At 41.9% G+C, this 13,112-nt stretch carries 15 protein-coding genes; 7 read left to right on the top strand and 8 right to left on the bottom strand.

The window, feature by feature from the left end:
• Positions 1-118 precede the first annotated feature (118 nt).
• The 5 genes from H6G83_RS27330 to H6G83_RS27310 all read right to left on the bottom strand — a co-directional run bounded on the left by H6G83_RS27330 (position 119) and on the right by H6G83_RS27310 (position 4,072).
• On the bottom strand, positions 119-1,132 hold the full coding sequence (locus H6G83_RS27330; protein WP_190477905.1) for a glutathione S-transferase family protein: 1,014 nt from the start codon (positions 1,130-1,132) through the stop codon (positions 119-121).
• A 231-nt stretch (positions 1,133-1,363) separates the two neighbouring features.
• Positions 1,364-2,035, bottom strand: coding sequence for a DUF2834 domain-containing protein (locus H6G83_RS27325; protein ID WP_190477903.1), 672 nt, complete (start codon positions 2,033-2,035; stop codon positions 1,364-1,366).
• A 12-nt stretch (positions 2,036-2,047) separates the two neighbouring features.
• Positions 2,048-3,121, bottom strand: coding sequence for a heat-inducible transcriptional repressor HrcA (hrcA, locus tag H6G83_RS27320; protein WP_190477901.1), 1,074 nt, complete (start codon positions 3,119-3,121; stop codon positions 2,048-2,050).
• Between the two features lie 416 nt (positions 3,122-3,537).
• On the bottom strand, positions 3,538-3,897 hold the full coding sequence (locus tag H6G83_RS27315) for a rhodanese-like domain-containing protein (RefSeq protein WP_190477900.1): 360 nt from the start codon (positions 3,895-3,897) through the stop codon (positions 3,538-3,540).
• A gap of 28 nt (positions 3,898-3,925) precedes the next feature.
• The gene (locus H6G83_RS27310) at positions 3,926-4,072 is read right to left on the bottom strand and encodes a hypothetical protein (protein WP_190477898.1); all 147 of its coding nucleotides are present in this window, start codon (positions 4,070-4,072) and stop codon (positions 3,926-3,928) included.
• A 63-nt stretch (positions 4,073-4,135) separates the two neighbouring features.
• Here H6G83_RS27310 and H6G83_RS27305 point away from each other — a divergent pair, with 63 nt between their 5' ends.
• Positions 4,136-5,782: a DUF3352 domain-containing protein gene (locus tag H6G83_RS27305; protein WP_190477895.1), complete on the top strand. Its 1,647-nt coding sequence runs from the start codon at positions 4,136-4,138 to the stop codon at positions 5,780-5,782.
• A 28-nt stretch (positions 5,783-5,810) separates the two neighbouring features.
• On the opposite strand, the gene H6G83_RS35580 is transcribed toward H6G83_RS27305, so the two are convergent.
• A complete protein-coding gene (locus H6G83_RS35580) occupies positions 5,811-6,038 on the bottom strand; it encodes a hypothetical protein (RefSeq protein ID WP_242044851.1) in 228 nt (75 codons plus the stop codon).
• Between the two features lie 62 nt (positions 6,039-6,100).
• On the opposite strand from H6G83_RS35580, the gene H6G83_RS35575 reads away from it, so the two are divergent.
• Together H6G83_RS35575 and H6G83_RS27295 are read left to right on the top strand one after the other, a co-directional pair.
• Positions 6,101-6,418, top strand: coding sequence for a hypothetical protein (locus H6G83_RS35575; protein WP_242044850.1), 318 nt, complete (start codon positions 6,101-6,103; stop codon positions 6,416-6,418).
• Positions 6,415-6,969 (top strand): hypothetical protein, encoded by a 555-nt coding sequence (locus tag H6G83_RS27295; protein WP_190477893.1) that lies wholly within the window; start codon positions 6,415-6,417, stop codon positions 6,967-6,969. Before H6G83_RS35575 ends, H6G83_RS27295 begins: the two co-directional genes overlap by 4 nt.
• Here the strand turns inward: H6G83_RS27295 and H6G83_RS35570 are convergent.
• Together H6G83_RS35570 and H6G83_RS27285 are read right to left on the bottom strand one after the other, a co-directional pair.
• Entirely contained in the window at positions 6,966-7,142 is a 177-nt protein-coding gene (locus H6G83_RS35570) for a hypothetical protein (protein ID WP_242044849.1), read from the bottom strand. The genes H6G83_RS27295 and H6G83_RS35570 overlap by 4 nt on opposite strands.
• Positions 7,135-7,389 carry a UPF0175 family protein gene (locus H6G83_RS27285; protein WP_190477891.1) on the bottom strand — a complete coding sequence of 85 codons (255 nt, stop codon included), beginning with the start codon at positions 7,387-7,389 and terminating at the stop codon, positions 7,135-7,137. The genes H6G83_RS35570 and H6G83_RS27285 overlap by 8 nt, the downstream gene beginning before the upstream one ends.
• A 146-nt stretch (positions 7,390-7,535) precedes the next feature.
• Between H6G83_RS27285 and H6G83_RS27280 the strand changes: the two genes are divergently transcribed.
• The 4 genes from H6G83_RS27280 (at position 7,536) to H6G83_RS27265 (ending at position 12,969) form a co-directional block, all read left to right on the top strand.
• The gene (locus H6G83_RS27280; protein ID WP_190477889.1) at positions 7,536-8,921 is read left to right on the top strand and encodes a 3' terminal RNA ribose 2'-O-methyltransferase Hen1; all 1,386 of its coding nucleotides are present in this window, start codon (positions 7,536-7,538) and stop codon (positions 8,919-8,921) included.
• 156 nt (positions 8,922-9,077) lie between these two features.
• A complete protein-coding gene (locus H6G83_RS27275) occupies positions 9,078-9,527 on the top strand; it encodes an ATP-binding protein (RefSeq protein ID WP_190477887.1) in 450 nt (149 codons plus the stop codon).
• Positions 9,517-10,275 (top strand): tRNA(His) guanylyltransferase Thg1 family protein, encoded by a 759-nt coding sequence (locus tag H6G83_RS27270; protein ID WP_190477885.1) that lies wholly within the window; start codon positions 9,517-9,519, stop codon positions 10,273-10,275. Before H6G83_RS27275 ends, H6G83_RS27270 begins: the two co-directional genes overlap by 11 nt.
• Positions 10,276-10,368: 93 nt before the next feature.
• On the top strand, positions 10,369-12,969 hold the full coding sequence (locus H6G83_RS27265) for a polynucleotide kinase-phosphatase (protein ID WP_190477883.1): 2,601 nt from the start codon (positions 10,369-10,371) through the stop codon (positions 12,967-12,969).
• The last annotated feature ends 143 nt before the right edge of the window (positions 12,970-13,112 follow it).

Below are 13,112 nucleotides of genomic sequence, written 5' to 3'. Positions count from 1 at the left end.
ATACCTATGATATCTTAAAAACGGGCAAACTGTTTTTAAAGCCGAATAAATTCGGCGCATTCGCGCTTTACCCCCGCATGAATGACGCTTTCTTTACGCATCACGACTCGTAAGCTGATCATAACTTGCTGATGTTGTGGCGATCGCTTGCTTTCAATAAATAAGCCATATCCGGCCCAGAAGGAATAATCCCACCTGGATTTAAGGGAAACAAATTACCATAGTAATCTTGTTTGATACTTTCTAAATCACAGGTACTAGCAACGTCCTTAAGCTGATATAAGTCGCGAAGATAAGCGCCTAAATTTTCATAGTCTTGGATTCTGCGGCGGTTACACTTAAATAAGCTGTAGTAAACAATGTCAAAACGGAATAAGGTCGTGAATAGGCGCACATCAGCTAAAGTGATGCTGTCACCACAAAGGTAGCGACTATTAGCTAGTACTGTGTCAATTTCATCTAAAGTAGTGAATAGTTCATCACAGGCTTTGTGATATGCCTCTTGTGTTTGGGCAAAACCGCAACGATATACGCCGTTATTCACATTAGCGTAGATTTTCTCGTTCCACCAGTCGATTTTTTCCTTTAATTCTTCAGGATAAAGATTTAACGAAGGATTTGAGGCAAACTCGTTAAATTCTGAGTTCAGCATGACAATAATGTCAGCACTCTCATTATTTACAATCGTCTTAGTTTGTTTATCCCACAATACTGGCACTGTGGAGCGTCCAGTATAGCCGGGTTCGGCAAGGGCGTATAATTCAGGCAGAGTTTGACAACCTTCTTCTGGAGTTTTGAACACCCAACCACCAGAAGACGCAGAAGGAGCAACAATAGATACTGAAATTGTATCTTCTAATCCTTTCAAGGCGCGGACAACTAGGGTGCGGTGCGCCCAAGGACAACCCAAGCCTACATACAGTGTATAACGTCCTGCTGCTGGTTGGTAGCGGCTATCTTCCCCAGTTTTGACAAAGTTCCTAAATTGGCTACTGGGACGAATATACTCTCCTGTTTGATTGCGGGGGGCAATTTGGGACATCATGATTTGCCACATGGTTGTCCAGACAAATTTACCTAAGCTGATAATTAGTTTGGGTGGTAGAGATTTCCCTTTTTTTTGAGTTTTCATGATTGTTTTGGGAGGGGTATGATTTTTTAACGTGGAGGTTCTTTGCGTGAGGTAAATTATTGTTTTATCGTAATTCCGAGGGTTAAAGACCCCTACGTCTGTACGTAGCAAATTTTCAGTTGGGGTTTAAATCCCCAACTGTTCGCGTAGCGTGCCGTAGGCAAAATGTCTTTAATGCGCGAATGCGTGAATGCGCGAATTTTGAATTGTTAACGGCAAAGCGGAAAAAATCTATACCCCTACTTTTTGGTTAGATACTACATTTACATTTGTTTCTGGTAGTGGTGGACGTAAGCAGAGGTAAATTAAGGGGCCGAATAGGGGAATTAAGGCGAATAACCAATATAATTGAGTTTGCCAATTGCGCCGCGCCATATCATCTCCTAGTAGGGCGGGGAAGATGAGGCAAAGTAGGCAAAAATCTAGGCTCATGACATGGATGAAGCGATCGCTTTGCCACTGTTGTATAAAGTTACTCCAATCTCCTTGGAGTAAACCGTAGCTAACTAAAATTACTGTGCCTATGGTGAGTATAATGCCAGTGATGCGAGAATCTAGGAGTTTAATTAGGGTGTTCTTTGTACCAGGGAATGCGGGGTTGGTTTTCCGTAAAGTTAAATAAGGTAGCAGCGCAAATGCACCTACCCCAAATGAAGCGCTAGCAAATAACCAAGCTGGGATTTTTTGCCCTCTACCATCAATAAACAGAAGGGCGCTATAAATCATCGGCCAGATGCCCATGAGGTTAAATAATGCTATGACTAGGGGGTTAATGCCTTGCCATTGTCCGGTGGACAAGTTTTTGATTAGCTCGAATGTGTCGGGTTGATTGGGAGGAGCAAGGACAAAGGCATAAAAGACAAACCCTAACCACAGCACCCCAAAGGCAATTTTTCTGACCATGATTTCATTTAGTTAACTGAACGCTTCTGAAAGATAATCAGCCGCCGCCGCTACAACTGCGATCGCATTTTCGTAGTCTAGGCGGGTAGGGCCTAGAACTCCCACGCTACCCAAGGGAACCACCCCCCGGCGATAGGTAGAGGAAATCAGGGAGCAGGTACGAATCGGTTCTAGCGGGTTTTCTGCGCCGATACGCACTGTGACCTTTGATTTGTTGGTATCTTCCAACTCCGGTTCTTCAAATATTAACCGCCATAGTTGCTCTTGTTCTTCTTCCAAGAGTTGGATGATGGTTTGCACTTGCTGTAGTTGCGAAAATTCTGGCTGGCGTAAAACTTCCGCCACACCCCGCACCATAATTTGAGTAGCCGCAGGTGCAGCCGTCCGGTTAGCTAATTCTGCTACGGAAGTTTTCAGAAACTCCCCATAGAGTTGAAATTCCCGGTCTAATTGACTCCAATCGAGGGTGCTAATTTCTAACAAACTTCGCCCGCGTAAGTGGCTATTTAAGAAGTTAGAAACTATCTGTAATTCTCGATCTATGACTTCGGTATCAGGTTTTTCGCTTCTACCTGGAGGTAGATCCATTAACTTGGAATGTGTTTCATAATTATCTGTTACCAAAATCAGCATGATGCGCCCCGCCTCTATCTGCACTAATTGCAGATGTCGGACTGTGGCTGTGTTGGTTTGCGGCATGGTAATTAAGCTAATACACCCACTCAAGCTAGCCAAAATCTGCGCGGCTCCTTGCAACAGAATCTCTAGACTCCAGTCTTCCCATTGGAGACGCTGTTGTAGCGCTAACTCTACCTCTTTGGCTAACACTTCCGATGGTGTGATTAGCTTGTCAACATAAATGCGATAACCTGAGTCAGAAGGTACTCTTCCGGCTGATGTGTGTGGTTGGTACAGTAACCCAGATTTTTCCAGTACGCCCATGACATTGCGAATTGTCGCCGAGCTAACACCCAGGTCGTACTCTTCCACCAAGGCTTTTGAACCTACAGGCTCTGCCGTAGCTATGTAATGACGTACCGTTGCCCAAAGTATATGCTGTTGTCGATTAGTCAACTGAACTTGCATAGGATTGTTTGTCAGAAGGCAAATTTTAAGTAAGTTTTAAAAATTGTGAGGTTTTAAAGCAAAAATTAATAACAGTTAATTAAAAATGTAGACTTATATTTCTATTGTAATAACTATTATTAACTTTCCCTGGTTGCTGTCTTATTTCCCAGGCTGATAAAAGAAAAGTTTGATAATGTTTTATTTAATTTTTAGGTATTTTTGCATATATAATTTTAGATTTTTGTATTGTAAGATACGTATTTTCCAGGGTGCGATCTACATTTATCATGCTAGATAAAGGTAGATTTGACCTGATTGTTTTGGCTTTCATTTATGTCATTTTCAGTGACAAGAATTGTGTCAACAATAGCACAAATAAGCTGGAATATTAAAATCCAGCTTTCAGGGGACTGGGGACTGGGGATAGGTAAGGGCTAATACTGGGGAATTGAGGAATCAACTAAAAGAGAATAGGCAGCAATACCACCAGCAATATTTTTGACATTAGTGAACCCTTGGGTGACTAACCACTGACACATCTGAGCAGAACGGACTCCGTGGTGACACAATACCAGAGTTTCAGCTTGGGGATCGAACATAGCGGGTACTCGTTCTGACCATTGAGCATATTCACTCAAGGGTAGATTGACAAAGCCCTCAATTTGCGCGATCGCTAATTCTTGCGGTTCGCGTACATCTATTAGCTGAACATTTGCATCTTGACTAGCAAGACGTTGAGCTAATTCATTTACACTAATTTGAGTAATCGGTTGCCCAGAAGTATTACCTGTCATGTGGTTTTTGTTATCAATCCTATATTATTTATGTTGGCAGAAAACGCGGGGATTGGGGAGTGGGGGGAGATGAGGGAGATGAGGGAGATGAGGGAGTGGGGGGAGATGAGGGAGAACAACTGATAACTGATAACTGATAACTGACAACTGACAACTGATAACTGATAACTGACAACTGATAACTGACAACTGATAACTGACAACTGACAACTGATAACTGATAACTGACAACTGACTAATGACTACACAACGCTCATTATCTGGTTTTATAATTGCTGGTGCGATCGCATTGGTTGTAGCGGCGATCGTTGGCTTTAACTTGTTCTTTGCTAAAAGTCCGGTTAGGCTTATTGCTACTAGTTCTCAATCGAGTGCGGCTGTATTTGTGTCGAAACTGGCTCCTGTGACGGTTTCACTGTTGGTTAATCCTGACCGTTTGGGATCTTTCGACAGTTCGGGAGAATTATCTAAACTGAAAAATAGCTTGTTGGTGAAGAGTGGCTTAGATTACAAGCAAGATATTCAACCCTGGCTGAAAGATGAAATTACGCTGGCTGTCACTACCTTAGATATCGACCGTGACCCGGAAAACGGCAAGCAACCAGGATATCTGATGGCGCTTGCGACTGACAAGCCAGCCAAAAGCCAGGAATTTCTCCAGTTATTGTTCTCCAAACGGGTGTTAGCTGGTGCAAACTTAGCGACGGAAGAATATAAAGGCGCAAAACTTATTTATGATAGTTCCTTACCTGAGTCTGATTCTTTAGCTGGTGCGGTGGTGGATAATTTTGTCTTATTCGCCAATAATCCGAAAGTTTTACGTGATGCGATTAATAATGTCCAGGCTCCTGATTTAAACTTGTTGAGTTCTCCTCAATACCAAAAAGCTACTCAACAGTTACCTAAAGGTTCTGTAGCTGTGGCTTTTCTTAACCTTCCGCTAGTTGCACAATGGCAAGGTTTGAATCTACCAGAACCAACTTATGATAGTGAAATTGTAGCTCTGACCTTAAATTCTCAGGGAATTTTCGCAGAAACTAACTTCCTCACTGACTTGGAAATTGAACCAACATCTTCTCAATTATCCAAACCTGTAGGCGCATTAGAATATGTTCCCGCATCAGCAGGTTTAGTCATTTCCGGTTCCCATTTAGATAACTTAGGTAAGGGTGGTTTAGCCAAACTGTGGACACAAGCCAAAACAGCCATCTCCGGTTCAGGAACAGATATCATTGCAAGATTAGTGCAACCCTTAACTGATGTGGAGAGTAAACAGGGTATCGATTTACAGCAAGATATTTTTAGCTGGGTACAGGGTGAATATGCAGTTGCGTTAGTTCCCCGTGTGGGAAAAGCAAGTCCTGACTGGATTTTTGTGACCCAGAAAGTAGAAACTGTACCAGAAGGAATTGCGCGTTTAGATGCGATCGCCTCATCTAGTGGACTCAGCAGTAATACAATTACTCTAGACAAGCAAAAAGTCACCGCTTGGACAGAATTAACCACAGCAAAAACTGATAGTGCAAAACCATCATTTACGGTAGAAGCAAATGTCAAAGGGGTACATACAACGTTAGGGAACTATGAGATTTTTGCCTCTGACTTAGCAACTATCTATGAAGTTGTGAATAGTCAACAGAAGTCTGTCATTAGCGATCGCAATTTTCAAGATAGTATTGCTGTCATTCCCCAACCAAATCAAGGTTATATATATGTAGACTGGACAAAGAGCCAAAATTTAGTAGAGCAGCAAATACCGATACTCAAGCTGATAGAAGTAGTAGGAAAACCATTCTTTGAAAATTTGCGATCGCTCACTTTCAGTAGTTACGGTAATGAGGCGGGAACTTTGAAAGGTGGCGTTTTTCTCCAACTTACTCGCTAATCATGTAGAGACGTTGTATGCAACGTCTCTACAGTGAAGCATCTTGTTCAAGAAATGGTATAAATATTTGGAGGATGAGAATTGACTGGGGCAGCACAATACGAAAGTATAATTCAATCGCTGCAATGGGATGGACTGCGATCGCTATGGGATAACATTGAGACTCGTAACACTCCCGGATGGGATGCAGGTAAAGCTTTTGAATACCTAATATTATGAGCGTTTCAACTAGACGGTGCAAAAGTAAGGTGGCCATACAGAGTAAAACTGTTTGGAGAAGAAGTTGAGCAAATTGATGGTGTTATTTACTACGGAGGTTTGTCTTGTCTAGTTGAAAGCAAGGATTTTGCCGACAAAACAAACGTTGATATTGCTCCTATTGCTAAACTCCGTAATCAACTTTTACGCCGTCCTGCCAGTACAATTGGATTAGTATTTAGTCGAACTGGTTTTACTGATCCGGCTCGTCATCTTTCCTATTTTTCATTACCGCAGACAATTCTTTTATGGACTGGAGAAGAAATAAAATATGCTTTAGAGAAAGAAGAGATTTGTGAATTGTTAACTCTTAAATATCAAGTATGCGTAGAAGATGGATTACCGGATTATGACGTAAGAGAGAGAGATATTCCATGATTGCCTACATTGTTTGTGAAGGAATTTTTGATGTACATTTACTTAAGCTTGTTCTACCAGAAGAATTACTAAACAACGTTGAAATTGTTTCGGCTGGTGGACTATCCGCCGTCAAATCGCTGGCACGTTCCTTGATTGTTCGTAGACAAGTACCAGTTGCTATTGTGGTTGATGCCGATTCAGTAGCACCAGAAGTAGTTCAAGAACGCCTTAAAAATATTGAGGAACTAGTTGAAAGCGTATCTGTTAATACACCAATTAAAGTAATTGCTGCTGTACCTCAAACAGAAATTATTTTCTTTCAGGATATTGGGCTACTTTCGCGTTTATTAGGATACGAACCTTCTCAAGAAATGCTTACTAGTGCAGCTTTTCAACCTTGTAAAACATTAAAAAAATTGCTTTCTCAATCTCACAACAAGGATAGTTTTTCCCAAGTTATTAATGAGTTAACTAATGAGGATTTAGAAATTTTACGCCAAGCTCCATTTATTCAAGAATTAATTCATTTTCTCCAGTCTGTACAAGAAAAAGCAACAGTAAATATTTAATTAAAATGACGTAGTTGACCCGGTGAAGTTGTTGCGGAGGAGGGGTGCGACGTTGGAACAGTATGTGAGCGATCGCCTTTATGTGGCATAATCAGTATCTCTAAATCACCAACTGCCGCTACTATACTTATTAAAGGAGCAGTGTTAATAACTATTTTATCAGTTTTAGGCATTCTCTAAATCACTCAGGAGTTCCTCTTCTGTGAAATCAATCATGGCTACACCATAATGATGCAGGTTGAGTAAAAAAGAAACCCTATCTGTACCTAATAATTCAGCCGCCATACCAGAAGATATACGTTTCATTTCAAATAATTTTACTGCCATTGCCCATTTAGCTTCTTGTTCAAATTGTTCTCGTGTCTTTTGTAAGGCATCTGGTAATGTTTTTGGATAGTCGATTTTAAGCTGTAATGTCATATAGTTATAATTTTTTTACTTTTAAGTTTGTTTGCCTTCATCTATAATATTTTCATAAAATCTAACATAATATCGAAATTTAATTTCCGTAATCGCTTAAATTGAAGCGGTATTCATTAACTAATCACTAAAACTGACATAAGTGAATGCTGCTGACTATCACCACCACCCACACCCCAGCGACAGAGTTAGGCTACTTACTACATAAACACCCAGACCGTTGTCAGTCGTTGTCGCTGTCATTTGGACAAGCGCACGTATTTTACCCGGAAGCGAATGAGGAACGTTGTACGGTGGCGCTGTTGTTGGATGTTGACCCGGTGAAGTTGGTGCGGGGGAAGGGTGCGACGTTGGCACAATATGTGAGCGATCGCCCTTATGTGGCATCATCTTTTATGAGTGTGGCGATCGCACAAGTATTTAGCACGGCTTTAGGTGGACGCAGCAAAGACCGACCAGAATTAGCACAAACGCCTCTACCTTTGGTGGCGAAACTATCAGTTTTACCCTGTCGTGGTGGTGAAGCTTTCCTCCGCCAATTATTTGAGCCTTTGGGTTATACTGTTAACGCCCAAGGTCATGTTTTAGATGAAAAATTTCCAGATTGGGGTGATAGTCGCTATTTTACAGTTGAACTCCACCACACTATAACCTTGAGTGATTTATTAAGTCATCTCTACGTCCTCATTCCCGTATTAGATGATGACAAACACTACTGGGTAAATGATGATGAAATCGAGAAATTACTACGTCATGGTGAAGGTTGGTTATCGCAACACCCAGCAAAAGAACAAATTACCCGCCGTTACCTCAAAAGACAACAGCGCCTGACTCGTACAGCTTTAGCACAGTTAGCAGAGGAAGATAACCCCGACCCTGATAGTATGGAGGAAACCCACGCTGAGGAAGAAGCGGCTGTAGAAAAACCAATTAGTCTTAATCAACAGCGTATGAATGCGGTGGTTGCTGCATTAAAACAAAGCAATGCTAGGCGCGTAATTGATTTAGGTTGTGGTCAAGGAAATTTATTAAAAATACTCTTGCAAGATGTCTTTTTTGAGCAAATTACAGGTGTAGATGTATCCTACAGGTCATTAGAAATTGCTCAAGAAAGATTAGACCGCTTGCGCCTAACCCGTAACCAATGGGAACGTTTACAATTAATTCAAAGTGCGCTTACCTATCAAGATAAACGCTTTCATGGTTACGATGCGGCGACGGTAATTGAGGTAATCGAACATCTTGATTTACCACGTTTGGGTGCATTCGAGCGAGTTTTATTTGAATTTGCTCGACCAAAAACGGTGATAGTAACTACACCAAATATTGAATATAACGTCAAATTTCCTAACCTCCCGGCGGGGAAACTGCGACATAAAGACCATCGCTTTGAATGGACGCGATCGCAATTCCAAACCTGGGCAAATAAAATTACAGAACGCTTTGGTTATAACGTGCAATTTCAACCAATAGGAGAAGAAGATTCAGAAGTAGGTTCACCCACACAAATGGCAGTGTTTAGAAATAAATAAAGTAACTTACATCTTGCTACAATTTTTTATCAATAAAATAACAAACTAGAAATCTGATTATTTCGTAGGGTGGGCATTGCCCACCACCATTTTATTAAGAACGTGCAAGATTTAAGTTAATGTTACCAGCAAATTACGCATCACGAATGTTCAACAATGGAAGCCATTATCTTTATTGGTATTCAGGGTGTAGGTAAGTCTACTTTTTATCGAGATTACTTTTTCAATACCCACATCCGCATTAATATGGATATGCTTAAGACTCGTCATCGAGAGCAAATCTTTCTACAAGCTTGTTTAGAGGGTAAACAGCCTTTTGTTGTAGATAATACTAACCCTACTGTTGAAGACAGAGAACGTTATATTATCCCAGCAAAAACTCATAAATTTCGAGTTATGGCTTATTATTTTCCAGCAGATTTAGAACAATGCAAGCAAAGGAATAGTCAAAGACCACCTAAACAAATTGTACCACTTGTAGGATTAATAGGAACATATAAAAAGTTAGTTATTCCCAATTGGACAGAAGGATTTGATGCAATTTACACAGTTAAATCAAAGTTAAATTACTCATTTATTGTTGAGGAATGGCAGCATGAAGTTTGATGAATTAGATAGTAGAATGCGGGTATTTGAAACAGCCCATGATTATTGTGTAATTCCTGGGCTTTACATAGTCGCTAGGTTAGATGGACGTAGTTTTACCCGCCTAACCAAAGAAGTACATCAATTTGCATCTCCCTACGATATCCGCTTCCGTGACATGATGCTAACAACAATAGAGCATCTGATGAATTGTGGCATCGATATTAAGTATGCTTATACTCAAAGTGATGAAATCTCTTTGCTTTTTGCTTATAACGAAACTACTTTTAACCGCAAAACTAGAAAACTCAACTCAGTTTTAGCAGGGGAAGCAAGCGCTAAATTTTCTTTGTTATTGGGTGATGTTGCTTGCTTTGACTGTCGCATTTCTCAGCTTCCGAATATAGAAGAAGTGGTAAATTATTTTCGTTGGCGACATGAAGACGCTCACAGAAATGCTTTAAATGCTCATTGTTATTGGTGCTTACGTCGTGATGGTAAAACCGCCACCCAAGCAACCAGTATGATGAATGGATTATCTGTAGCTGATAAAAATGAAATGTTATTTCAACATGGAATTAATTTTAATCAACTTCCTAATTGGCAAAAGCGAGGTGTCGGGCTGTATTGGGAAGAATATCAAAAGCCAGGATTTAATCCCATAACAGGTGAAACTGTTCCTGCATTCAGGCGACGCATAAAAAGAAATTTAGATTTACCCATGAAGGATGAATACAGCCAATTTATTTCCGAATTAGTTAACTGTTGACCAATTACCAATTACCAATTACCAATTACCAATTACCAATTACCAATTACCAATTACCAATTACCAATTACCAATTACCAATTACCAATTATTATGAAAATCACTATTCCTGAACTTTCCCTAGTTGTCCTTATCGGTGCTTCTGGCGCAGGTAAATCGACATTTGCGCGTCAACACTTTCAACCATTTGAAGTGATATCTTCTGATTTTTGTCGCGGGTTGGTTTCCAACGATGAAAATAATCAGTCTGCTTCTGGGGATGCTTTCGATGTTCTCCACTACATTACAGCCAAGCGCCTAGCCGCAGGTAAGTTGACAGTGATAGATGCTACCAATGTCCAACCAGAAGACCGCAAGACCTTATTGCAAATGGCGAAACAGTATCATTGCTTTGCGGTGGCGATAGTTTTTGACCTATCAGAAGAATTATGTCATGAACGAAACCAACAGAGGGAAGACCGCCAATTCGGCCCCCATGTAATTCGTCGTCACACCCAAATGTTGCGGCGTTCCCTGCGTGGTTTAGAAAAAGAAGGTTTCCGCTACGTTTACACCTTAAAATCACCAGAAGAAATTACCAATGTAGAAATCGAAGTTCAACCCCTATGGAACAACAAAAAACACGAACACGGCCCCTTTGACATCATCGGCGATATCCACGGCTGCTGTGATGAACTAGAAACCCTATTGCAAACATTAGGCTACGAAAAAAGCAGAGGAGCAGAGGAGCAGGGGGGCAGAGGGGTAGAATATATAGTCTGGGATGCTCCTACTTATTGCCATCCACAAGGACGTAAAGCTGTTTTCCTTGGTGATTTAGTAGACAGAGGTACACGTATCCTTGATACAGTTAAACTTGTACGAAACATGGTGACAGCCGGGACAGCTATCTGTGTCCCTGGTAATCATGAAAACAAGCTATTGCGGAAACTACGAGGTAAAAATGTCAAGGTAAATCATGGGTTACAGCAAACCCTTGAGGAAATTGCTGCTTTACCAGAAGATGTCCGTGAACCATTTACCCAAGAACTCACACAATTTTTAGATTCCCTTGTCAGCCACTACCTACTTGATGATGGGCGCTTGGTAGTAGCGCACGCAGGTATGAAGCAGGAAATGCAGGGACGGGGTTCTGGTGCAGTGCGGGAATTTGCCCTATATGGTGAAAGTACGGGAGAAATTGACGAGTTTGGCTTACCAGTCCGTTATAATTGGGCGGGAGATTATCGGGGTGAGGCGCTGGTAGTTTACGGACATACCCCCGTCCCGGAGGCGGAATGGTTGAATAATACTATTGATATTGATACAGGTTGTGTGTTTGGTGGCAAACTTACCGCCCTGCGTTATCCTGAAAAAGAATTGGTGAGTGTCCCGGCGGCGCGTGTCTACTGCGAACCTGCGAAACCTTTGGTGGAAAATAGCTTCAACCGCACATCACAGCAGGAATTTGATGATGTTCTCAATATTGAGGATGTGTTGGGTAAGCGCATCATCAATACCAAACTGCAACCAAATATAACTATTAGGGAAGAAAATGCGATCGCCGCTTTAGAAATTATCAGCCGTTTCGCCGCAAATCCCAAATGGCTGATTTACCTACCTCCCACCATGTCGCCTGTGGAGACATCCTCAGCCCCTGGATACTTAGAACATCCAACCCAAGCCTTCGCCTACTACCAAAACCAAGGAATTACTGAGGTAGTTTGCGAAGAAAAGCACATGGGTTCACGGGCTATTGTGGTTATATGTCGGGATGTAGCCACGGCTGAAAAACGCTTTGCTGTGGTAGATGAAGGTATCGGCATTTGTTACACCCGCACCGGGAGGAAGTTCTTTGATGAACCAGCAATCGAAACGCAACTATTAGCGCGGGTGAATACAGCCCTGACCGCCAGTGGTTTTTGGGATAAATTTGATACAAACTGGGTATGTTTAGACTGTGAACTCATGCCTTGGTTAGCGAAGGCGCAAGGGTTGTTACGAGGGCAATATGCGCCTGTAGGGGTGGCAGCAAGTATAGGGCTGAATGATGCTGTAAAATTGTTGCAACAAGCAAGCGATCGCGGTGTTAATCTCCCCACCCAACTCACTCACTACCAACAACGTGCAGAGATGGCTAATCAATACGTCACTGCTTACCGTCGCTACTGCTGGACTGTTAACGATATTGCAGATTTAAAACTCGCCCCCTTTCATATCCTAGCAACAGAGGGATCTGTGCATACCGATAAAGACCATCGCTGGCACATGGAACAAGTAGCCCAAATCTGCCAGTCAGACCCAGCTTTACTTCTACCCACCGCTTACAAAGTCATAGATTTAACCGACCCCAGCAGCCAAGCAGAAGGGGTGCATTGGTGGGAGGAATTGACGAAAGTTGGTGGTGAGGGTATGGTTGTCAAACCCATGCAATTCATCGTCAAAGGAAACCGGGGTATTGTACAACCTGCGGTTAAGTGTCGCGGACAGGAATATTTACGAATTATCTACGGCCCTGAATATTCAGCCCCAGAAAACTTGCAACGTCTGCGTCAACGGGGGTTATCCTTGAAACGTTCCTTAGCCATGCGAGAGTTCGCCTTGGGTGTGGAAGCACTAGAGAGATTTGTCGCCCATGCGCCATTACGCCGTGTCCATGAATGTGTGTTTGGGATTTTGGCGTTAGAAAGTGAACCCGTAGATCCCCGACTTTAACAGTTGTCAGTTATATAGCGGATTGCAACCGGATAAAATACAGATTCATCTGCGTACCCTTTGCTTCGCAACGCTACCGTGAACGGGAAGTCTGCGCCAACATCTGCGTTCAATTATTTTTTCTGTACCTCACTGACTTGAAA

Source organism: Anabaena azotica FACHB-119 (assembly GCF_014697625.1).
GTDB classification, from domain to species: domain Bacteria; phylum Cyanobacteriota; class Cyanobacteriia; order Cyanobacteriales; family Nostocaceae; genus Trichormus; species Trichormus azoticus_A.
The sequence above is the reverse complement of the archived record's forward strand: the minus strand, read 5'-3'. Positions and strand labels throughout refer to the sequence as shown.

Excerpts from the sequence above, each read along its gene's own strand:
- H6G83_RS27295 (WP_190477893.1), top strand. The coding sequence starts at position 6,415 with ATGATTGCCTACATTGTTTGTGAAGGAATTTTTGATGTACATTTACTT.
- H6G83_RS27270 (WP_190477885.1), top strand. The coding sequence starts at position 9,517 with ATGAAGTTTGATGAATTAGATAGTAGAATGCGGGTATTTGAAACAGCC.
- H6G83_RS35580 (WP_242044851.1), bottom strand. The coding sequence starts at position 6,038 with ATGGCCACCTTACTTTTGCACCGTCTAGTTGAAACGCTCATAATATTA.
- hrcA (WP_190477901.1), bottom strand. The coding sequence starts at position 3,121 with ATGCAAGTTCAGTTGACTAATCGACAACAGCATATACTTTGGGCAACG.
- H6G83_RS27285 (WP_190477891.1), bottom strand. The coding sequence starts at position 7,389 with ATGACATTACAGCTTAAAATCGACTATCCAAAAACATTACCAGATGCC.
- H6G83_RS27315 (WP_190477900.1), bottom strand. The coding sequence starts at position 3,897 with ATGACAGGTAATACTTCTGGGCAACCGATTACTCAAATTAGTGTAAAT.
- H6G83_RS27275 (WP_190477887.1), top strand. The coding sequence starts at position 9,078 with ATGGAAGCCATTATCTTTATTGGTATTCAGGGTGTAGGTAAGTCTACT.
- H6G83_RS27305 (WP_190477895.1), top strand. The coding sequence starts at position 4,136 with ATGACTACACAACGCTCATTATCTGGTTTTATAATTGCTGGTGCGATC.
- H6G83_RS27330 (WP_190477905.1), bottom strand. The coding sequence starts at position 1,132 with ATGAAAACTCAAAAAAAAGGGAAATCTCTACCACCCAAACTAATTATC.
- H6G83_RS27265 (WP_190477883.1), top strand. The coding sequence starts at position 10,369 with ATGAAAATCACTATTCCTGAACTTTCCCTAGTTGTCCTTATCGGTGCT.
- H6G83_RS27280 (WP_190477889.1), top strand. The coding sequence starts at position 7,536 with ATGCTGCTGACTATCACCACCACCCACACCCCAGCGACAGAGTTAGGC.
- H6G83_RS27325 (WP_190477903.1), bottom strand. The coding sequence starts at position 2,035 with ATGGTCAGAAAAATTGCCTTTGGGGTGCTGTGGTTAGGGTTTGTCTTT.
- H6G83_RS35570 (WP_242044849.1), bottom strand. The coding sequence starts at position 7,142 with ATGCCTAAAACTGATAAAATAGTTATTAACACTGCTCCTTTAATAAGT.